The 19,046-nt window shown below is 63.9% G+C and carries 18 protein-coding genes and 1 pseudogene; 14 read left to right on the forward strand and 5 right to left on the reverse strand.

What is annotated here, in order from left to right; genetic code table 11:
* Nucleotides 1–7 precede the first annotated feature (7 nt).
* Nucleotides 8–1,795, reverse strand: coding sequence for a thiamine pyrophosphate-requiring protein (locus tag P6U28_RS04295; RefSeq protein WP_407121823.1), 1,788 nt, complete (start codon nucleotides 1,793–1,795; stop codon nucleotides 8–10).
* A gap of 146 nt (nucleotides 1,796–1,941) precedes the next feature.
* Here P6U28_RS04295 and P6U28_RS04300 point away from each other — a divergent pair, with 146 nt between their 5' ends.
* From P6U28_RS04300 to P6U28_RS04315, 4 genes are all read left to right on the forward strand, one after another.
* On the forward strand, nucleotides 1,942–2,316 hold the full coding sequence (locus P6U28_RS04300; protein WP_122404716.1) for a PRC-barrel domain-containing protein: 375 nt from the start codon (nucleotides 1,942–1,944) through the stop codon (nucleotides 2,314–2,316).
* A gap of 21 nt (nucleotides 2,317–2,337) precedes the next feature.
* Nucleotides 2,338–2,496: a hypothetical protein gene (locus P6U28_RS04305; protein ID WP_164936954.1), complete on the forward strand. Its 159-nt coding sequence runs from the start codon at nucleotides 2,338–2,340 to the stop codon at nucleotides 2,494–2,496.
* 198 nt (nucleotides 2,497–2,694) lie between these two features.
* Entirely contained in the window at nucleotides 2,695–3,849 is a 1,155-nt protein-coding gene (locus P6U28_RS04310; RefSeq protein WP_122406811.1) for an HlyD family secretion protein, read from the forward strand.
* Nucleotides 3,846–5,459: a DHA2 family efflux MFS transporter permease subunit gene (locus P6U28_RS04315; RefSeq protein WP_407121824.1), complete on the forward strand. Its 1,614-nt coding sequence runs from the start codon at nucleotides 3,846–3,848 to the stop codon at nucleotides 5,457–5,459. The genes P6U28_RS04310 and P6U28_RS04315 overlap by 4 nt, the downstream gene beginning before the upstream one ends.
* Here P6U28_RS04315 and P6U28_RS04320 read toward each other — a convergent pair.
* Nucleotides 5,456–5,583, reverse strand: a pseudogene (locus tag P6U28_RS04320) (transcriptional regulator); the annotation flags it as partial. The gene P6U28_RS04315 and the pseudogene P6U28_RS04320 overlap by 4 nt on opposite strands.
* Nucleotides 5,584–5,820: 237 nt before the next feature.
* Here P6U28_RS04320 and P6U28_RS04325 point away from each other — a divergent pair.
* The 5 genes from P6U28_RS04325 (at nucleotide 5,821) to P6U28_RS04345 (ending at nucleotide 10,794) form a co-directional block, all read left to right on the forward strand.
* Nucleotides 5,821–6,558, forward strand: a complete 738-nt coding sequence (locus P6U28_RS04325; protein ID WP_122404714.1) for an SDR family oxidoreductase — start codon at nucleotides 5,821–5,823, stop codon at nucleotides 6,556–6,558.
* 63 nt (nucleotides 6,559–6,621) lie between these two features.
* The gene (locus P6U28_RS04330; RefSeq protein WP_122404713.1) at nucleotides 6,622–7,623 is read left to right on the forward strand and encodes a nitronate monooxygenase family protein; all 1,002 of its coding nucleotides are present in this window, start codon (nucleotides 6,622–6,624) and stop codon (nucleotides 7,621–7,623) included.
* Between the two features lie 109 nt (nucleotides 7,624–7,732).
* Nucleotides 7,733–8,152 (forward strand): hypothetical protein, encoded by a 420-nt coding sequence (locus P6U28_RS04335; RefSeq protein ID WP_122406810.1) that lies wholly within the window; start codon nucleotides 7,733–7,735, stop codon nucleotides 8,150–8,152.
* 113 nt (nucleotides 8,153–8,265) lie between these two features.
* Nucleotides 8,266–9,831 carry an alkaline phosphatase gene (locus tag P6U28_RS04340; RefSeq protein ID WP_122404712.1) on the forward strand — a complete coding sequence of 522 codons (1,566 nt, stop codon included), beginning with the start codon at nucleotides 8,266–8,268 and terminating at the stop codon, nucleotides 9,829–9,831.
* Between the two features lie 144 nt (nucleotides 9,832–9,975).
* A complete protein-coding gene (locus tag P6U28_RS04345; protein ID WP_407121825.1) occupies nucleotides 9,976–10,794 on the forward strand; it encodes an aldo/keto reductase in 819 nt (272 codons plus the stop codon).
* A 42-nt stretch (nucleotides 10,795–10,836) separates the two neighbouring features.
* Here P6U28_RS04345 and P6U28_RS04350 read toward each other — a convergent pair whose 3' ends face one another.
* Nucleotides 10,837–11,289, reverse strand: coding sequence for a hypothetical protein (locus P6U28_RS04350; RefSeq protein WP_162500395.1), 453 nt, complete (start codon nucleotides 11,287–11,289; stop codon nucleotides 10,837–10,839).
* Between the two features lie 160 nt (nucleotides 11,290–11,449).
* Here P6U28_RS04350 and P6U28_RS04355 point away from each other — a divergent pair, with 160 nt between their 5' ends.
* Nucleotides 11,450–11,722: a helix-turn-helix domain-containing protein gene (locus P6U28_RS04355; RefSeq protein ID WP_164936952.1), complete on the forward strand. Its 273-nt coding sequence runs from the start codon at nucleotides 11,450–11,452 to the stop codon at nucleotides 11,720–11,722.
* 2 nt (nucleotides 11,723–11,724) lie between these two features.
* Here the strand turns inward: P6U28_RS04355 and P6U28_RS04360 are convergent, their stop codons facing one another.
* Nucleotides 11,725–12,957, reverse strand: coding sequence for a PLP-dependent aminotransferase family protein (locus tag P6U28_RS04360; RefSeq protein WP_407121826.1), 1,233 nt, complete (start codon nucleotides 12,955–12,957; stop codon nucleotides 11,725–11,727).
* 53 nt (nucleotides 12,958–13,010) lie between these two features.
* On the reverse strand, nucleotides 13,011–13,514 hold the full coding sequence (locus P6U28_RS04365; RefSeq protein WP_407121827.1) for a DUF3124 domain-containing protein: 504 nt from the start codon (nucleotides 13,512–13,514) through the stop codon (nucleotides 13,011–13,013).
* Nucleotides 13,515–13,605: 91 nt separating this feature from the next.
* Between P6U28_RS04365 and P6U28_RS04370 the strand changes: the two genes are divergently transcribed.
* The 4 genes from P6U28_RS04370 to P6U28_RS04385 all read left to right on the forward strand — a co-directional run bounded on the left by P6U28_RS04370 (nucleotide 13,606) and on the right by P6U28_RS04385 (nucleotide 19,021).
* Nucleotides 13,606–15,336, forward strand: coding sequence for a cation:proton antiporter (locus tag P6U28_RS04370; protein ID WP_407121828.1), 1,731 nt, complete (start codon nucleotides 13,606–13,608; stop codon nucleotides 15,334–15,336).
* Nucleotides 15,337–15,512: 176 nt separating this feature from the next.
* Nucleotides 15,513–16,589 carry a 3,4-dihydroxy-2-butanone-4-phosphate synthase gene (gene ribB / locus P6U28_RS04375; protein WP_122404705.1) on the forward strand — a complete coding sequence of 359 codons (1,077 nt, stop codon included), beginning with the start codon at nucleotides 15,513–15,515 and terminating at the stop codon, nucleotides 16,587–16,589.
* Between the two features lie 130 nt (nucleotides 16,590–16,719).
* Complete coding sequence (locus P6U28_RS04380; protein WP_024340297.1) at nucleotides 16,720–17,934, forward strand: acyl-CoA dehydrogenase; 1,215 nt, start codon at nucleotides 16,720–16,722, stop codon at nucleotides 17,932–17,934.
* A 166-nt stretch (nucleotides 17,935–18,100) separates the two neighbouring features.
* Nucleotides 18,101–19,021, forward strand: coding sequence for an MBL fold metallo-hydrolase (locus tag P6U28_RS04385; RefSeq protein WP_407121829.1), 921 nt, complete (start codon nucleotides 18,101–18,103; stop codon nucleotides 19,019–19,021).
* The last annotated feature ends 25 nt before the right edge of the window (nucleotides 19,022–19,046 follow it).

The following is a 19,046-nucleotide window of genomic DNA, read 5'->3' on the forward strand; positions in this document are numbered from 1 at the left end:
GTTCGCCTCATTGCTTTCCCGGCAGGATCGATTCGAGCACCTGCCGCGCTGCTCCCTTGATCATCCCGCTTTCGTTCGGATCGCCCTTCATCAGGGCGAGTGAAAAATTCCTTGCCTGCTGGAGCGTGATATGCGGCGGCAGCGGCGGCACCTCGGGATCGGTTTTCACTTCCAGCACGACGGGGATCTCGCTCGACAGCGCTTGCTCCCAGGCTGAGCCGAGCAGCTGTGGGCTATCGACGAAGATGCCGCGCAGGCCGATCAGATCGGCGAAGCGCGAATAGGAGACGTCAGGAATGCGCTGCGAAGCCTCGAACTTGGGATCACCGTTGATGATGCGCTGCTCCCAAGTGACCTGATTGAGATCCTCGTTGTTGAAGACGCAGACGATGAAGCGCGGGTCCTTCCAATCGCGCCAGTACTTCGCAGCGGTGATCAGCTCGGCCATGTTGTTCATCTGCATGGCGCCGTCGCCGACGAGTGCAATCACAGGACGATCCGGACGGGCGTATTTGGCCGCGAGCGCGTAAGGCACCGCAGCGCCCATCGAGGCGAGGCCGCCGGAGAGCGAGGCCGCCATGCCGCGCCGCATCTTGAGGTCCCGTGCGAACCAGTTGGCGCAGGAGCCGGAATCGCTGGTGATGATGGCGTGGTCGGGCAGGCGGGGCGACAATTCCCAGGCGACGAGCTGTGGATTGACCGGCGCCGCGTGCTGATGCGCGCGGTCACCCAAGGTCTTCCACCATCTCGCAACGTCCTCTTCGATAGCTCTGCGCCAGCCGTCGTCGGCTTTGGGCTGGAGTCGCGGCAACAATGCGCGCAGCGTCTCGGCGGCGTCTCCGACGAGGCCGACCTCCATGGGAAAGCGGATCGACATCATGCTGGCATCGATGTCGATCTGCACGCCGCGCGCCGCTCCTTCCTTGGGCAGGAATTCGGCGTAAGGAAAGGCCGAGCCCACCATCAGCAGCGTATCGCATTCCATCATCATGTTGTAGCTGGGCTCGGTGCCGAGCAGGCCGATCGAGCCGGTGACCCATGGCAGGTCGTCGGGCAGCGCGGCCTTGCCGAGCAGTGCCTTGGCGCAGCCGGCCGACAGCCGGTCGGCGACCGCGATGACTTCGTCGGTCGCGTGAAGCGCGCCCGCGCCGACGAGCATCGCGACCTTTTTGCCGGAGTTGAGCACCTGCGCGGCGCGGTCGAGATCCGCCTCATGCGGCGTGATGCTGGGTGCGCTATAGCCGATGCCGGAATGCAGCGTGCCGTGTGCGCGGGGTGGATTCTCGTAAGCCTCTTCCTGCAGGTCGTTGGGCAGGATGATCACGGTCGGGGTCCGCCGCGCCAGCGCAATGCGTACCGCACGATCGATCAGGTGTCGCACTTGCGCGGGCGAGGATACCTGCATGACGTACGCACCGGCGACGTCCTTGAACATCGAGAGAAGATCGAGTTCCTGCTGATAGTGCCCGCCGAGGGCGTTGCGCGACTGCTGGCCGACAATCGCCAGCACCGGCTGGTGATCGAGCAGCGCATCGTAGAGCCCGGTGACGAGATGGGAGGCGCCGGGGCCGGAGGTCGCAATGCAGACGCCGAGCTCGCCCGAGAACTTTGCGTAAGCGGTTGCCATGAATGCCGCCATCTCCTCATGCCGCGCCTGGACGAACCCGATCCTGCCTTCGGCCCGGTTCATTGCACCGAACACGCCGTTGATGCCGTCCCCGGGATAGCCAAAGATGTGGCGTACGCCCCATTGATGCAGACGCTGGACGATGAAGTCGGAGACGGTCTGGGACATTGCGTGTGGCCCTTGGTTCGCGGGTGCATGAAACTCAGAGAACCGCTCGTTTCGTGCGATGTTCCTGACCCGCTTAGGGAACATGCACCGGAACGATCGCGTGCCTCTCCGGTTGGTTTTGCACGTGGCTGAGTGGAGAATTTTCGATGCTGAACCAAAACGAACTGGAGCGCAGTGAGACGGGCCGTTTGATCGGCAGTGACAAGGTCGAGGGAACATCGGTCTATGGCGCCGATCGCAACCGCATCGGTTCAATCGAACGCGTGATGATCGACAAGATCAGTGGCCAGGTGTCATACGCCGTGCTCGGCTTTGGTGGATTCCTGGGACTCGGCAACGACCATTACCCATTGCCTTGGCAGTCGTTGAAGTACGACACCGAGCTTGGCGGTTATGTCACCGGCATCACCACCAAGGAGTTGGAGGGGGCGCCGAAATACGGCGCGCGAAGCGATTGGAACTGGAGTGACGACGCCGCGGTACGCGGCATCAACTCCTACTATGGCGTTCCCTTCGTTTGAGATTTGAGGAAAGGGAGATCGATGAGCAAGGAACGGCCCAATGACGATCCCCGGCAGCAGAACGACTGGGGCTCGCACCGGCAGACGGACAAGCCCTGGAAGGGCAATCCCGAGAAGGAGCAGGGCTCCGACGATGTGAAGCCCGATCTCGAGAAGTGGCACAAGACCAAGACGCACTGAGCCGAGTGCGCCACATTGACACTTCAGGCAAGCGCGGCGCGGAGAGTGCCGCGCTTGTGTTTTGAGCGGTGCAATCACGAATGGTGATGAGCTTCTTCAAAGCCGGAACCATGCCTCGGCGCTGCGGTTGAGCTCGCGGTGCGCGAGCTGCTCTTCTCTGCTCTCCCGCCGGTTTAGTCCGAAAGAAAGGTGTTCATCGTGGATGCTCAGACACGGCAGCGTGATCCGTTCGCGGAGCAGCCGCAGAGGGCGAACGAAGCGCCAAAAGCCTCCCCCGATCAGTCCCGCGACGCCGACGGCCAGAAGCCGGCGAAGACACCGTCGCTGCGCGAGCGGCTTCGTGAGCACTGGCTGCTGGCGACCGTCGGCACCGTCGTGCTGGTCGCGGCCCTGGTCGGCGGTCTGCTCTATTGGCTCGAGGTCCGCCACTACGAGTCCACCGACGACGCCTTCGTCGCGGCGCGCAGCTTTTCCGTGGCCTCGAAGGTCGGCGGCTACGTGATCGACGTGCCGGTCACCGACAACCAGCATGTCAATGGCGGCGATCTGCTGGCGAAGATCGACGATCGCGACTACCGGATCGCGGTCGATCAGGCCATTGCGCAGGTTGAAGTCTCCAAGGCAAACATCGCCAACGTCGAGGCGCAGATCGTCTCCCAGGAGGAGCAGATCAAGCAGGCCCAGGCGCAGCTCGAGCAGGCGCAGGCCCAGCTCCAGTTCGCGCAAGAGGAGTTCAACCGCGCAGAAGATCTCGTCGAGAAGGGGGCCGGCACCGTGCAGCGCCAGCAGCAGACCCGCTCAGACCTTCAGGCGCAGCAGGCCAACACCGAGCGCGCCAAGACCGCGGTAACGACTGCGCAGGTCGGAATCAAGACGCTGCAGGCCCAGCTCGAAGGCGCCAAGGCGCAGCTCGAACAGTCGCAGGCGCAGCTCGATCAGGCGAAGCTGAATCTGCAATACACCAGCGTCGTCGCGGCCCAGTCCGGCCGCGTGGTGAAGCTATCGGGCGCCAAGGGCACATTCGTCACGGCCGGCCAGAGCCTGATGATGTTCGTGCCCGACGAGGTCTGGGTCGTCGCCAACTACAAGGAGACGCAGCTCAACGACATGCGTCCGGGCCAGCCGGTCGAGATCCGCATCGACGCCTATCCCGGCCGCAAGCTGACCGGCCACGTCGATTCCGTGCAACCGGGCTCGGGCACCGCGTTCAGCCTGCTGCCGGCGGAGAACGCCACCGGCAATTACGTCAAGGTGGTGCAGCGCGTGCCTGTGAAGATCGTGGTCGACAACTGGCCGGCCGATCTGCCCGTTGGTCCCGGCATGTCGGTCGTGCCCTGGACCAGGGTGCGATGACGGATGTTACGCAAGTCGGGACCGCCGGCTGGTCGCCGGAGCGCTCGGCGGCCGGTGGGCACAATCCCTATCTGATCGCCTTCGTGGTCTCGATCGCGACCTTCATGGAGGTGCTTGACACCACCATCGCCAACGTCGCATTGCGCCACATCGCCGGCGGCCTCGCGGTCGGGATCGACGAGAGCACCTATGTCATCACCAGCTATCTCGTTGCCAATGCCGTCGTGCTCTCAATCTCGGGTTGGCTGTCGACCGTGATGGGGCGCAAGCGCTTCTACATGATCTGCGTCGCGACCTTCTCGGTGGCCTCGCTGTTGTGCGGACTTGCCTGGAGTTTGCAGTCGCTGGTGCTGTTTCGCATCCTTCAAGGCCTCGGCGGCGGCGGCATGGCCACCAGCGAGCAGGCGATCCTTGCCGACTCGTTTCCGCCGCAAAAACGCGGCCAGGCGTTTGCGATCTATGGCGTCGCCGTCGTGGTCGCCCCAGTGATCGGCCCGACGCTCGGCGGCTGGATCACCGACACCTATTCCTGGCATTGGGTGTTCCTGATCAACGTGCCGATGGGTCTGATCTCGCTGTTCCTCGTCGGCACGCTGGTCAAGGAGCCGTCGGGCGCGGAAGAGGAGAGGGCGGAGCTGCTGAGCAGAGGCCTGCGCGTCGACTACATCGGCTTCCTGCTGGTCGCGATCGGGCTCGGCGCGCTCGAATTCGTGCTTGACGAAGGTCAGCGCAATGATTGGTTTGGATCGAACATGATCCTGTTCTTTGCACTTCTTGCCGCCTTCTGCCTGGTCGCATTGATCCCATGGGAGTTGATGCGGGATGACCCGATCGTCGACATCCGCCTGATCGGCAGGCGCCAGTTCGGGTCCTGTTTCCTGGTCATGCTCGGCACATTTGCGGTGCTGATCTCAACGACGCAGCTATTGCCGCAGCTTTTGCAGACGGAGCTAGGCTATACCGCCATGCTTGCAGGATTGGTGCTGTCGCCGAGCGGCGTCGTGACGATGATGTTGATGCCGGTGGCGGGACGACTAGTCACGATAGTGCAGCCCAAATATCTGATCATGTTCGGCGCTGCGACTGCCGCACTTTCCATGTGGCATCTGACCGGGCTTACCGGGGAGATCACCTACGGCTATGCCGCGTTGGCGCGAATCTATCTCGCGGTCGCTCTTCCGTTCCTGTTCCTTCCGGTGACGACGGCATCCTATGACGGCTTGCCACCCGAGAAGACCAACCAGGCCTCCGCCCTAATCAATGTCGCGCGCAATATCGGCGGCTCGATGGGGGTTGCGCTGGCGCAGACGCTCCTGGCTCAGCGCCAGCAATTCCATCAGAGCCGCCTGATCGAGCACGCCGCGCCCTCGGATCTCGGCTATCAGCAGACCATCGACGCAATGACGCGCTACTTCCAGGCCCAGGGCTCCAATGCGAGCGATGCGGCGTCACAGGCGATCGCCTGGGTCGGGCGCACCTTGCAGCAGCAGGTCGATCTGCTCGCCTATATCGACGTGTTCTGGACGCTCGCGATCGTCGCTGTACTGATGATTCCCACGGCGGCGGTGTTGCGCCCGATCGATCTGAGGGCGCCAGTGCGAGGGCACTAGGTCGTTCCAAGACCTGCTTCCCTCCGCCCTGGCCCCGCATGCACGTGCACCTGCTTGGCATGCAGCACCTCGCGCATTCCGAGCACACCATCACGGGATCGAACAGCTTGCCGCAGCTCTTGTCCAGCGGTCGCCGACCACGGCGACGGTGCGGGAGAGCGAGCCGGGCTCTTCGTCCAGCGTGTCCCATTTCATGATGCGGTTCTCGCAAGTAGTCAGTCTGAAAAAAGGAACCAACTTGAGCCGTCAGGGATACTTTCACGTAAACTTGGCATTCGGTTGCCACTTCTATTTTAGAACTATAGCCTCCGGCACATTGCACACCGCACGCCCATAGTGCGGCTCACCGGAGGAGGCGATCTTGTCCAAGCGAAACGCCACTGCGGCCGTCATCGGGGCCGGCGATTTCATCGGCTCCGAGATCGCCAAGAAGTTTGCCGCCGAAGGGTTCTCGATCTTCGCCGGCCGCCGCAACGGCGACAAGCTCGCGCCGCTAGTGAAAGACATCGAGGCCGCAGGTGGCGAGATCCACGCGCGCTCGCTCGATGCACGGAAGGAGGACGAAGTCATCGCCTTCCTCAATGACGCCGACAAGCACGCGCCGCTGGAGGTCTGCATTTTCAATGTCGGTGCCAACGTCAATTTCCCGATCCTCGACACCACCGAGCGCGTGTTCCGGAAAGTGTGGGAGATGGCCTGCTATTCCGGTTTCCTTGCAGGACGAGAGGCGGCGCGGCTGATGCTGCCGCGCGGCGGCGGCAATATCTTCTTTACTGGTGCCACGGCCTCCTTACGCGGCGGCAGCGGCTTTGCCGCCTTTGCCAGCGCCAAGTTCGGCCTGCGCGCGGTGGCACAGGCGATGGCGCGCGAGCTCGGGCCGAAGAATATCCACGTCGCTCATCTCATCATCGATTCCGGGGTCGATACGGAATGGGTGCGTCAGCGCCGGCTCGAAGCGCTCGGGCCGAATGCGCTTGATAATCCCGATCTGCTGATGCCGCCGTCGTCGGTCGCCAATGCCTATTGGCAGCTTTATCAGCAGCCGAAGAGTGCCTGGACCTTCGAGATGGAGATCCGCCCGTTCGGAGAGAAATGGTGACCGCGGCGCAAAAGTCCGGCTAGACTGATCTCAACATCAAGCAAATTTCCGGGAGGTAGCTAAGTGAAGACCGCGATCACCGAACTATTCGGCATCGAGCACCCCATCATTCAGGGCGGCATGCATTTCGTCGGCTTTGCCGAGCTGGCTGCTGCCGTCTCCAATGCCGGCGGGCTCGGCATCATCACCGGTCTCACGCAGAAGACGCCGGAATTGCTCGCGAAGGAGATCGCGCGCTGCCGCGACATGACCGACAAGCCGTTTGGTGTGAACCTCACCTTCCTGCCGACCTTCTCGGCGCCGCCCTATCCCGAATACATTGCCGCCATCGTCGAAGGTGGCATCAAGGCGGTGGAGACAGCAGGCCGCAGCCCGGAAGCCTACATGCCGGCGCTGAAGGCCGCCGGCATCAAGGTCATTCACAAATGCACGTCGGTGCGCCACTCGTTGAAGGCGGAGCGCATCGGCTGCGACGCCGTCAGCGTCGACGGTTTTGAATGTGGCGGACATCCGGGCGAGGACGACATTCCCAACATGATCCTGCTGCCGCGCGCGGCCGAGGAGTTGAAGATCCCCTTCGTCGCCTCCGGCGGCATGGCCGATGGACGCAGCCTGGTCGCGGCGCTGTCGCTGGGTGCGGCGGGCATGAACATGGGCACGCGCTTCATCGCCACCAAGGAGGCGCCGGTGCATCAGAACGTCAAGAACGCGCTGGTCGCTGCCACCGAGCTCGACACCCGCCTGATCATGCGGGCGCTGCGCAATACCGAGCGCGTTCTCAAGAACGCCAATGTCGACCGCCTGCTCGAGATCGAGCGCGAGAAGGGCGACAAGCTCACGATCGGCGATATCCACGAGCAGGTCGCGGGCGTGTATCCCAGGATCATGCTGGACGGCCAGATGGATGCCGGTGCCTGGAGCTGCGGCATGGTCGCGGGCCTGATCCACGACATCCCATCCTGCAAGGAGCTCGTTGATCGCATCATGGGCGAGGCGGAAACCATCATCCGCAGCCGCCTGATGGGGTTCCTGGACGGAACGGAAGCGACGCGAAAGGTCGCCTGACATGTCAAACTTCTTAACCACGGCCGCATTTGGCCGCTGGAATTGCGCGCGACGCCTCCTAAATAAGGGGTAAATTACCCCTTTAATGAATCAATTTCAGGAGGCGTCCGTGGTCCTGAAAAGCGTTCCCTTCGCAATTGCCTTTGCCCTCGGGGTCGCAGGGAGCGGTATCGCGCGCGCTGACGACTACAAGCCCGACGAATATCTCGGCCTCGATCTCTCCAAGTCCGTGCTGTCGCCGAAGCGTCTTGGGCCGGAGACGCACTTCGCACCCGTCGCGCTCGAAGCGCGCGGCGGCAACGAGGCGCAGGCGCGCGCCGAGCCCATCGACGTGCCGAAGAAGGTCGCCGCTGAACGGGTCCGTGTGGCCGCGCCGGAGGTCGCGCACGCGAAGAGCAACCAGCCGCGTGGCGCAGCACGCACCAAGCTGTCGCATCGCCGTAGCAATCCGCTCGATGCACAGGCGATGGACACGCGCATTCAGACCTGGCCCTGTCGCTCCGGTGGCATCTGCAACTGGAAGCGCTAGCTCACAGGCGTCACGACAGTGTCGTAAAACCGTAGGCGCGGCGTCAAGAAACCGTAAGCTGGGAGTCAAGGAGCGCAGGCACCTTCCGTCGCGATTCGACGAAGGTCTCCTGAATGGCAACGCTCCGCGGCTCGCGCGCATGGACCCGGCGGCAGTTCCTGGTCCGCTCCGTCTCCAGCCTCACCATCGCCTCCCTTGCGAAGCCCCACCTGAGCCGCGCCGCTGATCGCCCGCAGATCGCAGGCGGCATCCAGTCCGGCGACATCTCCGACGTCTCCGCCGTGATTTGGGCGCGCGCCGACCGGCCTGCTCGGATGCAGGTGGAATGCTCGACCGTCGAAAGTTTCAAAACGATCATCGCGTCAGCGTCGGGCGATGCACTGCCCGACGCCGATCTCACCTCAAAACTACTGCTGAACGATCTGCCTCTCGGGCAGGACATCTTCTACCGTGTCCGCTTCGACGACATTGCCACCGGTCTTGCCGGCGAAAGCCGCGTCGGTCATTTCCGTACCGCGCCGGCAGCTGGCCAGTCGATCTCGTTCCTGTGGTCCGGCGACACGGCGGGGCAGGGCTGGGGCATCGACGTCTCCCGCGGGGGCTATCGCAGCTATCGGACCATGCTCGATAACCGTCCGGATTTCTTCATTCACTCCGGCGATCACATCTACGCAGATTGCGCGATTCCCGCCGAACAAAAGCTGCCGAACGGCGAGACATGGCGCAACATCGTCACCGAGGAGAAATCCGAGGTCGCGCACACGCTGGCGCAGTTCCGCGGCAACTACAGATACAACCATCTCGACGAGCACTTCCGCGCCTTTCACGCGGAGGTGCCGATGTTCGCGCAATGGGACGATCACGAGGTGACCAATGACTGGTCACCGATCGGCAGTTATGACGAGGCCGGCTATGAGAATGACGGCACGCCCCGCCTGGTCGCGCGTGCGCGCCGCGCCTTTTTCGAATTCATGCCGATCCGCGACATCGGCGCGCGAAAAGGACGCGTCTATCGCAAGATCGCCTACGGCCCGCTGCTGGATGTCTTCATGATCGACATGCGCAGCTACCGCGATGAGAGCTGGAACAAGAGCGATGATCACCGCGGCTGGATCCTCGGCGCCGAGCAGCTCGCCTGGCTGAAGCGCGAGCTCGCTGCCTCGCGCGCGACCTGGAAAGTGATCGCGGCCGATCTGCCGATCGGCCTGATCAGCCTGGATGCCATTGCGCTCGGCGATGGGCCGCCCGACCGGCGCGAGCACGAGATCGCCGATCTGCTCTCCTCCATCAAGCGCGCCGGCATCCGCAACATCGTCTGGCTCACTGCCGACATGCACTACACCGCCGCGCACTACTACGATCCGAACAAGGCCCAATTTCAGGATTTCGACCCATTTTGGGAGTTCGTCTCCGGCCCGCTGCATGCCGGCACCTGGGGGCCTGGCGAACTCGACGACACCTTTGGCCCAGTCGCGATGTACCAGCGTGGCTGTAGCCCCGCGCAGGGCGACAATCTGGCCCCGTGCTTCGGCCTGCAGTTCTTCGGCCGTATCGGCATCGATGGTGCGACCGGTGTGATGAGGGTGACCCTGAAGGACGTCGACAACCGCGACCTCTGGTCGGTCGACATCGTGCCGCAGCCGCAGGTGCCTCGGTCCGTAGTGGCGCAGCATTCGTAGACTGCTAACCCGATCTTGATTGGCCGCCGCGCTCCTCCCGCGCTAGAGTGAGGCTTCCCGCCACTTCTCTTCCATCACCGAAAAGTCTGCTCACGCGGCGTCGCCGCGCGCATCCGGTGGGCTGAAATATCAGGAGCCTGTTTCATGGATCATCTGAAAACACAGGGCATCAGCATGCCCAAGCTCGGCCTCGGCACCTTCCGCATGCAGGGCGATGCCTGCCGCGCCGCGGTCGAGAGCGCGCTTGCGCTCGGCTATCGCCACATCGATACGGCCGAGATGTATGCCAATGAGGAGCCGATCGGCTCTGCCATCGCATCGTCCCGCGTGCCGCGCGGCGAGCTGCACGTCACCACAAAAGTCTGGCATGAGAACCTCGCCCCGGACGCGATCCGCCGCGCTTTCGACGCCAGCCTGCAAAAGCTCCGGCTCGACCATGTCGATCTCTATCTCGTGCATTGGCCGTCGGGGGCTGCGAACTGGGGCGCGGTGTTCGAGACCCTGATGAAGCTGAAGGAGGAGGGACGCACGCGGGCCATCGGCGTTGCCAATTTCACCACTGCGCTGCTCAAGGTCGCGGTCGAGGAGATCAAGGCACCGATCGCCTGCAATCAGGTCGAATATCACGCCATGCTCGATCAATCGAAGCTGCTGGCCTATCTCCGGGCCAAGTCGATCCCGCTGGTTGCCTATTGTCCGCTGGCGCAAGGACGTTTCGCGACCGATCCGGTGCTGGCCGAAATCGGCGCCAGGCACGACGCGACCGCCGCGCAGGTCGCGTTGAAATGGCTGCTCGACCAGGACGGCGTTGCCGCGATCCCGAAGGCCTCGCGCCGCGAGAGCCAGCAGGCCAATCTCGATGCGTTGAATATCACGCTCGACGATGCCGATCGCAAGAAGATCGCTGGGCTGGCGAAGGACAAGCGCTGCGTCAATCCCGGCTTCGCGCCGGCATGGGATTAGGCCGGCGTTCTCCCTTTCCCCTTGTGGGAAAGGGAATGACAGCTAATCGCAGCGCTGCTGCGCCGGCGTTGGCGCGCCGGTGGTGACGTACTTGCCGTCCCTGATCGTATACTCGCCGCGCTCGCTGCGATTGTAGATCGCGCGCAGGCTGCCGTCCTTCTGCAACAGGAGTCCGAATTCACGCGTCTGGTGCAACGATGGGAAGTACACCATCACATTGAGCAGGCCCTCGGCGTTCACTGTGGCGGACACCACTTCGTTTTCGTCCCTGGCCTCGCCGAAATCGCGGCGGTACATCACCCGGCCGTCTTTTCGGATTTCGTAAGTCAGGAACGCGCCCCTGTCGCGGTCGGGCTGGGCCGCGCAGTCGACCGCCCACGAGCCGAACAGGCCCCATTGCTCCACGGTCGCAGCCAGCGTCTCGGCGCCGGCCATGGAGGTGAACGCGACCCACAGCACCGCAGCCGCGATCCAGCAGCCAAAACAACGCATCATGTCCTGAAAGACCCCGCCTCGAAGAATTCCAAAGTGTAGCATCACGCTCCCAGCCGTTCCAACGTCAGCCGCCGATCGCTCGCGAATTTGATCCGCATCAATGAAGCTGGGCGTTTCGAGGGTAAGATTGCATTTCCCGAAGGCGAACGTGGATAGACCAATGCTGAATCAAGTGATGGATTTTGCGGGCGAAGTGCTGCCGGGGAGCTGCGCCGTACCGCCTTATTCCGAGGCCGCGTTTCTGACCGAGCTGGGCGATCGTTTACGGTCCTCGCGCATGCGCTGCGACCTGTCGCGCCGGGAGCTTGCCCGCCGCTCCGGGATTTCCGAGCGCTACATCGCCCAGATCGAGGCCGGTAAGGGCAACGTCTCCATCGTCTTGTTGCTGCGGCTGGCCTCCGCGATCCACGGCAGCCAGCCCCAGGCGGCCTGATATCAGGCTCGCGTCTCCACATTGGCGCTCCGGGCGGGCACGCCGAATTCCTTGCGGCAGACTTCGGCCAGCACCGCGACGCCATCGCGGATCTGCTGATGCGTGGGGCTGGCAAAGCACAGCCGCAGCCGCGAGCTAGAATGTTCCTTGCTGGTCGACCATTCCGGCCCCGGATTGATCGAGACGCCGGCGGCGAGCGCGGCCTGATAGAGTCTCAGCGTATCGACCTGATCGGGTAGCTTCACCCAGAGGAAGATGCCGCCCTTCGGCTCATCGAATTCGGCAGCCGTCCCGAACTGTTCGTCGAGCGCTTCCATCAGCGTGTCGAGCTTGGTGCGCAGCGCCTTGGTCAGGGCCGGGACATGGCTTGCGAAATGCGGTTTGCAATAGGTCGCGAGCACCATCTGCTCCAGTGCACCGGAGCCCGCATCCGTCTTCAGCGCCAGCATCCGCGACATCACCTCCCAGGGCGCCACGACGAAGCCGACGCGCAGCGCCGGCGCGATCGACTTGGAGAACGAGCCGATATGGATCACGCCGCCGTTCGGGCTCATCGCGTAGATGGCGGGCGGCCGCTGCCCCGACCAGACGAGGTCGGCATAACAATCGTCCTCGAAGATGGGCACGCCGTATTCGGTCGCGAGCCGCACCAGTTCGGCACGCCGGCTCTCGGGCATGATGCTGCCGGTCGGGTTCTGCACCGTCGGAATGGTGTAGATGTATTTTGGGCGGATGCCGCGGCTCTTCAGGTCGGCCAGCGTCGTCGCCAGCACGTCCATGCGCATGCCGTCCTTGTCGAGGGGAATGCCGACCACTTTGACACCGAGCCGCGCCAGGCGGGTCAGTGAGCCCTGATAGCTCTGCTGCTCGAAAATCACGGTATCGCCGCGCGCCAGCAGCGTCGCGTTGACGAGATCGAGTGCCTGGAGCGAGCCGGATACGATCAGGAGATCGTCGACGGTACAGCTGATGCCGGCATCGCGCCCGAGCTTCGTCACCAGGAATTCGCGCAAGGGCAGGTAGCCCTGCGGGCCATGCGCCAACCCGTAAGTGGCGAGCGAGCGGCCCTCGCGTCGCAGCACCGTGTTGGTCGCCTCGATCAGTTCGTCGAGCGGCACCTGCTCGGAATCGTTGTTGCCGCCGACGAAGTTGTATTTGGCAAGGCCCGTCCAGCGCGCAGAAGGGGCCGGCAGCCCTGCGGGAAACAGGGGCGCGAAATCGAAGCTGGACGTCATGGGAGCATTCCTCATTTTGTTGTTGTTGAGCGTCGGGCTTTGCACCGGCCGCCTTACTTCTTGCCGGCCGTCCTGGTCGGACGGCCCTGGCTGATGAAAGCGTAATGCGCGTTGGCGATACCGCCAACCATCAGCGCTTCGACCACCGGCTCGGCGATCTCGCCCGTGGCGGCCCAGTCGACGAGAAAATTGGCTCCGGTCCCGCCGCGCACGTCGTCGGTCGGAATGAAGATCGAGACGGTGGCGAGCGGCCTCAACGCCACCGGCGTCTTCAGATAGCTCTCGACCTGCTTGCCTGCGGTGTCGAAATAGGCGATGCGTTTGATGACCAGCGGCTGGGTCTCGGAGGCGTTGTGCACGCTCAATGTCACCGAGAAGTCGACGCGCAGCTTGCCCTGGCTCATCGCGACGCTGGAATAGGCGGGCACGTAGAATCCGCCGGAGACGGCGAGGTCCTCCTTCGGCAGCGGGATGAGCGAATCGGCAAAGTTTTGTTCGATATTGACCTTGGATTGCGCGGCGGCGGGCACGGCAAAGGCGAGGGGAGCTAGCAGCATGGTTGCGACGATCCCATTCCGCATGTGACGAATTGCTCGCTTGTCGCGCCGCAACCCGTCTCTAGGGTGCGGCAAAACGGACCAATTTGGCATGCACGAGCTCATTCGCGACATCACTCTCTGTATCCTGTTTGCCTGGATGCTGGGTCTGCTCGCCCATTTCTCCCGACAACCCTTGATCCTGGCCTACCTTATCGCCGGCTTTTGCATAGGTCCATTCGGCGCCGGCTGGGTCAAGTCGCAGGAATCGATCAGCGTCATCTCCGAGCTTGGCCTGATCTTCATGCTGTTCATGATTGGGCTCGAGATCGACCTGAAGAAGATCGTGCGGGCGGGCAAGGTGATCCTGTTCGCGGCGGGCGGCCAGCTCCTCGGCGGCTGTTTGCTCGGGGTTCTGTTCTTCGTCGGCATCGGCCTGTCGCTCGGCGGCGGGCATTTCGATGCGGTCTATCTCTGCGTCGCCTGCGCGCTCTCGAGCACCGTCATCATCGTCAAGGTGCTCTACGAAAAGCGCGAGCTCGATACGCTGCCGGGTCGGATCACCCTCGGCATCCTGGTGCTCCAGGACATCTTCGCCATCCTGTTCCTGGCGGTGCAGCCGAGCCTGGCCAATCTGCAGGTCAGCGTCATCCTGCTCTCGATCGGCCGCGTCGCGGTGCTGGTCGCGGCCGCGCTGCTGGTCAGCCGCTATGTGCTGCCGCGCCTGTTCCATCAGATTGCCCGGCGGCCCGAGCTGATCCTGCTCGGTGCGCTCGCGTGGTGCTTCCTCGTCGCCGAGACCGCCGAGCGGCTCTCGCTGTCGCGCGAGATGGGCGCGCTGATCGCCGGCGTCTCGCTCTCGACCTTCCCTTACGCGCTCGACGTCACCGCCAAGGTCACCACACTGCGCGACTTCTTCATCACGCTGTTCTTCGTCGCGCTCGGCATGACCATTCCCGTGCCCGGCCTCTCGGTGATCGGCCTTGCCTTGATGATCGCGGCGTTCACGGTGGCGAGCCGCCTCGTCACGACGTTCACGCCGCTCTACCTGATGAAGCAGGGCCTGCGCGCCAGCCTGTTGCCCGCGCTCAACCTCGCGCAGATCTCGGAATTCTCGCTGGTGGTGATCCAGACCGGCGTCACCGACCATCACATCGCAGCCGAAACGGCGAATGCCGCCTCCTTCGCCTTCGTGGTGCTGGCGGTGCTCTCGACCTTCGTGATGACCCGCAGCGACGAGATCACCCGTTGGGCGATCGGGCCCTTGAAGCGGGTCGGCCTGCGCGATCTCGATCATGGCGACGGCCATGCCGAGGAGGGACACGGGGGCGGCCACGGCGAGGCTCGCCGCATCGTCATCCTCGGCTTTTTCCGTGCGGCGAGCGCGCTTCTAGCCGAGATAGAACGGCAGAGGCCGGTGCTGCTCGAGCAGATCACCGTCGTCGATTTCAACCCCAATGTGTACCAGACCCTGCTCTCGCGCGGTTTGCACGTAATCTATGGCGACATCAGCAATGTCGATACGCTGATTCACGCCGGCATTGGCAAGTCCGAGATGATCATCCTCAGCGTGCCGGATTCGCTGCTGAAGGGCGCTACCAACGAGAAGCTGGTCCGCCACGTCCGCGCGCTCAATCCGACCGCCCTGATCGTGGCTACGGCCGACCTGTTGGCCGACGTCGGTGCTCTCTACGAGGCCGGCGCCAGCTACGTCACGGTGACCCGGCTCAGCGATGCACATGAGCTGTTTACCGTGATCGAAGCCGCCCAGGCCGGTTTGCTCGAGGACAAGCGCGCCGAACTCGACCAGCGGCTCGGCGAGCGCCGCGAGGTGCTGCCCTGACGGCGTCCGGCCGGCTTCCTTGCGGGCAATCTGCGCCTATATCGCTGGTATGCCCGGTGCAAGCCTGAAACCCATCGGCAGGCCTGCCGTCTGGCATATGTGGTTGCGCTGGGGAGACTAGCGCCCCGACCCAAGTCCGGCTAAGCCTCCCGGCCATAACCGATAGAGATTGGGAAATGCCCGATAGCGTTCAGGAAGTCTTGCAGGCCTTTGCCCGGGGTGAGCTCGTGGTCGTCACCGACGACGAGGACCGTGAGGGCGAGGGCGATCTGATCGTTGCCGCCTCGCTCTGCACCGCCGAGAAGATGGCGTTCATCATCCGCCACACCTCCGGCATCGTCTGCGCGCCCGTGACCACCGAGGACGCGCGCCGCCTGCGGCTCGATCCGATGGTCGCCCACAACGATTCCGCGCACACCACCGCGTTCACGGTCTCGATCGACTACAAGCCCGATGGCGGCACCGGCATCTCCGCCGAGGAGCGAGCTTCGTGCTGCCGCGCGCTCGCCAATCCCAATGTCGGCGCCCACGATTTCGCCCGGCCGGGCCACATCTTCCCCCTGATTGCCAAGGACGGCGGCGTGCTCTTGCGCTCCGGTCACACCGAAGCGGCCGTCGATCTCTGCAAGCTCTCCGGCCTGCCGCCGGTCGGCGTCATCAGCGAGTTGATGAACGACGACGGAAGCGTGATGAAGGGTGAGCAGGTTGCCCGCTTCGCCGCCGAGCACAAGCTCAAGCACGTCACCATCGCGGACATGATCGCCTACCGCCAGGCGCGCGAGAAACTGATCGAGCGGGTTTCGACCTTCGTCACCGAGAGCCCGATCGGTCCCTTGCAGGGCTATGCCTACCGCTCGCCGTTCGATTCCATCGCCCACGTTGCCTTCGTCTATAACGGTGTCGGCGACGGCAAGAACGTGCTGACGCGCTTCCACAAGCCGAACATCGTCAAGGACACCTTCACCGGCCACAAGCGCATGGCGGTCGTGCTCGAGCATTTTAAGAAAGCAGGCCGTGGCGTGCTGGTTTACTTGCGCGACGGCGCGGCCGGCGTCCCCGTGGCCCCGCTGCCGGACGAGTCGTCGACCGAGGCCGACCGCAACCGGCAGTGGCGCGAGGTCGGCGTCGGCGCGCAGATCCTGCGCGATCTCGGCGTCACCTCGATCCGGCATCTCACCTCCTCGGTGCACGACTACAAGGGTCTGTCGGGCTTCGGCATCGAGATCGTTGCCAACGAGCAGCTCGAAAGCTGACCACCGCCACGAGGTGCGCGCCGCTGCGCCGCCCCGGAACGATCGAAACCAGGATGTAATTGAACTTGTTGCCGCGGCGCTTTAATTTGTCGGGCAATTATCGACGGAACCAGACGCGAAAGGACGTTTCATGAGCGTGCGCCCTCAGGCCAAGGACAAGCCGGCTGCGGCTTCTTTCCAATGGGACGATCCGTTCCTGCTCGACGAGCAGCTCACCGAAGACGAGCGCATGGTGCGCGACACTGCGCGCGCCTACGCCCAGGACAAGCTGCTGCCGCGCGTCTCCAAGGCCTATCTCGAAGAGAAGACGGACCGCGAGATCTTCAACGAGATGGGCGAGCTCGGCTTGATCGGCATCACGCTGCCGGAAGAGTATGGCTGTGCCAATGCGAGCTACGTCGCTTATGGCCTCGTCGCGCGCGAGATCGAGCGGGTCGATTCCGGCTATCGCTCGATGAATTCGGTGCAGTCCTCGCTGGTGATGTACCCGATTTACGCCTATGGCGACGAGAACCAGCGCAAGAAGTACCTGCCGAAGCTCGCCAGCGGCGAGTGGGTCGGCTGCTTCGGCCTGACGGAGCCCGACGCCGGCTCCGACCCGGCCGGCATGAAGACCCGTGCCGAGAAGGTCTCGGACGGCTATCGCCTCACCGGCAGCAAGATGTGGATCTCGAACGCGCCGATCGCCGACGTGTTCGTGGTCTGGGCCAAGTCGGCCGCGCACGACAACCAGATCCGCGGCTTCGTGCTGGAGAAGGGCATGAAGGGCCTCTCCGCGCCGAAGATCGGCGGCAAGCTCTCGCTTCGCGCCTCCATCACCGGTGAGGTCGTGATGGACGGCGTCGTGGTTCCGGAAGACGCCCTGCTGCCCAATGTCTCCGGCCTCAAGGGCCCGTTCGGCTGCCTCAACCGCGCCCGTTACGGCATCTCCTGGGGTGCGCTCGGGGCCGCCGAGGACTGCATGCATCGCGCCCGCCAGTACACGCTCGACCGCAAGCAGTTCGGCAAGCCTCTCGCCGCGACCCAGCTGGTGCAGAAGAAGCTCGCGGACATGGAAACCGAGATCGCGCTGGGCTTGCAAGCCTCGTTGCGCGTCGGCCGCCTGATGGACGAGGGCAAGTTCGCGCCCGAGATGATCTCGATCGTCAAGCGCAACAATTGCGGCAAGGCCCTCGATATCGCCCGCACCGCCCGCGACATGCACGGCGGCAACGGCATCTCGATCGAGTATCACGTAATGCGCCACGTCCATAATCTGGAGACGGTCAACACCTACGAGGGCACCCACGACGTCCACGCCCTGATCCTCGGCCGCGCGATCACGGGCATTCAGGCGTTTTTCTGAGCGTCTGCGGGGCGAGGCGAGGAAACTCTTCTCCGTCACGGCCGGGCAAAAGCGCAAAGCGCGTCTTCGCGCTAGTTGTCCCGGCCATCCACGTCTCAGGCCGCGAGACGAACGTGGATGCCGGCACGAGGCAGGGCATGACGAAGTCAGTAAGGTACGAGCAGCCATGTCCGACAATGACGACATCCCGTTCAACCGCAACTTTCCGCTGAAGCCGGGAATCGTCGAGGAGGTCCGACCCGGCGTGCGGCGCGTGCTCTGCAACAATCCGAGCCCGTTCACCTTCACCGGCACCGTCAGCTACATCGTGGGCCGCGGCAATGTCGCCATCATCGATCCCGGCCCGAATGACGAGGCGCATGCGGCAGCGCTGCTCGATGCCGTGCACGGCGAGACGGTGACGCACATCTTCGTCACCCACACCCATCGTGACCATTCGCCGAACACCGCGCGGATCAAGCAGGCGACGGGTGCGCCGGTTTACGCCGAAGGCCCGCATCGCGCCTCCCGCCCGCGTTTCGAGAGCGAGAAGCACAATCCGGAGTCCGGCGCCGACCGCGATTTTGCGCCGGATGTCAACCTCGCACACGGCGACGTCGTGGAAGGCGGCGGTTGGCGGCTCGAGGCCGTGGCGACGCCCGGCCACACGGCCAATCATCTGGCATTCGCCTGGCCCGAACGAAAGTTCAACTTCGTCGGCGATCACGTGATGGGCTGGTCGACCTCGATCGTGGCGCCGCCCGACGGCTCGATGACCGACTACATGGACTCGCTGGACCGGCTCGCGGCACGTGAGGAGGATCTCTATTTCTCAGGCCACGGCCCCGAGATCCCCGAGGGGCCGCGCTTTGCGCGGTTCCTGATCCGTCACCGCAAGGCGCGTGAGGCCTCGATCCTGCACCGCCTTGCCAAGGGCGAGACCGACATCCCGACGATGGTCCGCGCGATCTATATCGGTATCGATCCGAGGCTGACGACGGCCGCCGGCTATTCCGTGCTGGCGCATCTGGAAGACCTCGTCGCCCGCGGCGTCGTGGCAACCGATGGCGACCCCGTGATTGGCGGGACCTACAGGATGGCGAGCTAGTCCCTCGTCATCCCGCGGCGATGCG

It is taken from the genome of Bradyrhizobium sp. STM 3561, from assembly GCF_045571455.1.
Taxonomy (GTDB): domain Bacteria; phylum Pseudomonadota; class Alphaproteobacteria; order Rhizobiales; family Xanthobacteraceae; genus Bradyrhizobium; species Bradyrhizobium vignae.

Bases quoted from the DNA above. Each gene is read 5' to 3' on its own strand.
- P6U28_RS04365 (WP_407121827.1), bottom strand. From the start codon at position 13,514: ATGCTGCTAGCTCCCCTCGCCTTTGCCGTGCCCGCCGCCGCGCAATCC.
- P6U28_RS04340 (WP_122404712.1), top strand. From the start codon at position 8,266: ATGGCAACGCTCCGCGGCTCGCGCGCATGGACCCGGCGGCAGTTCCTG.
- P6U28_RS04370 (WP_407121828.1), top strand. From the start codon at position 13,606: ATGCACGAGCTCATTCGCGACATCACTCTCTGTATCCTGTTTGCCTGG.
- P6U28_RS04345 (WP_407121825.1), top strand. From the start codon at position 9,976: ATGGATCATCTGAAAACACAGGGCATCAGCATGCCCAAGCTCGGCCTC.
- P6U28_RS04355 (WP_164936952.1), top strand. From the start codon at position 11,450: ATGCTGAATCAAGTGATGGATTTTGCGGGCGAAGTGCTGCCGGGGAGC.
- P6U28_RS04360 (WP_407121826.1), bottom strand. From the start codon at position 12,957: ATGACGTCCAGCTTCGATTTCGCGCCCCTGTTTCCCGCAGGGCTGCCG.
- P6U28_RS04315 (WP_407121824.1), top strand. From the start codon at position 3,846: ATGACGGATGTTACGCAAGTCGGGACCGCCGGCTGGTCGCCGGAGCGC.
- P6U28_RS04385 (WP_407121829.1), top strand. From the start codon at position 18,101: ATGTCCGACAATGACGACATCCCGTTCAACCGCAACTTTCCGCTGAAG.
- P6U28_RS04350 (WP_162500395.1), bottom strand. From the start codon at position 11,289: ATGATGCGTTGTTTTGGCTGCTGGATCGCGGCTGCGGTGCTGTGGGTC.
- P6U28_RS04300 (WP_122404716.1), top strand. From the start codon at position 1,942: ATGCTGAACCAAAACGAACTGGAGCGCAGTGAGACGGGCCGTTTGATC.
- P6U28_RS04380 (WP_024340297.1), top strand. From the start codon at position 16,720: ATGAGCGTGCGCCCTCAGGCCAAGGACAAGCCGGCTGCGGCTTCTTTC.
- P6U28_RS04295 (WP_407121823.1), bottom strand. From the start codon at position 1,795: ATGTCCCAGACCGTCTCCGACTTCATCGTCCAGCGTCTGCATCAATGG.
- ribB (WP_122404705.1), top strand. From the start codon at position 15,513: ATGCCCGATAGCGTTCAGGAAGTCTTGCAGGCCTTTGCCCGGGGTGAG.
- P6U28_RS04305 (WP_164936954.1), top strand. From the start codon at position 2,338: ATGAGCAAGGAACGGCCCAATGACGATCCCCGGCAGCAGAACGACTGG.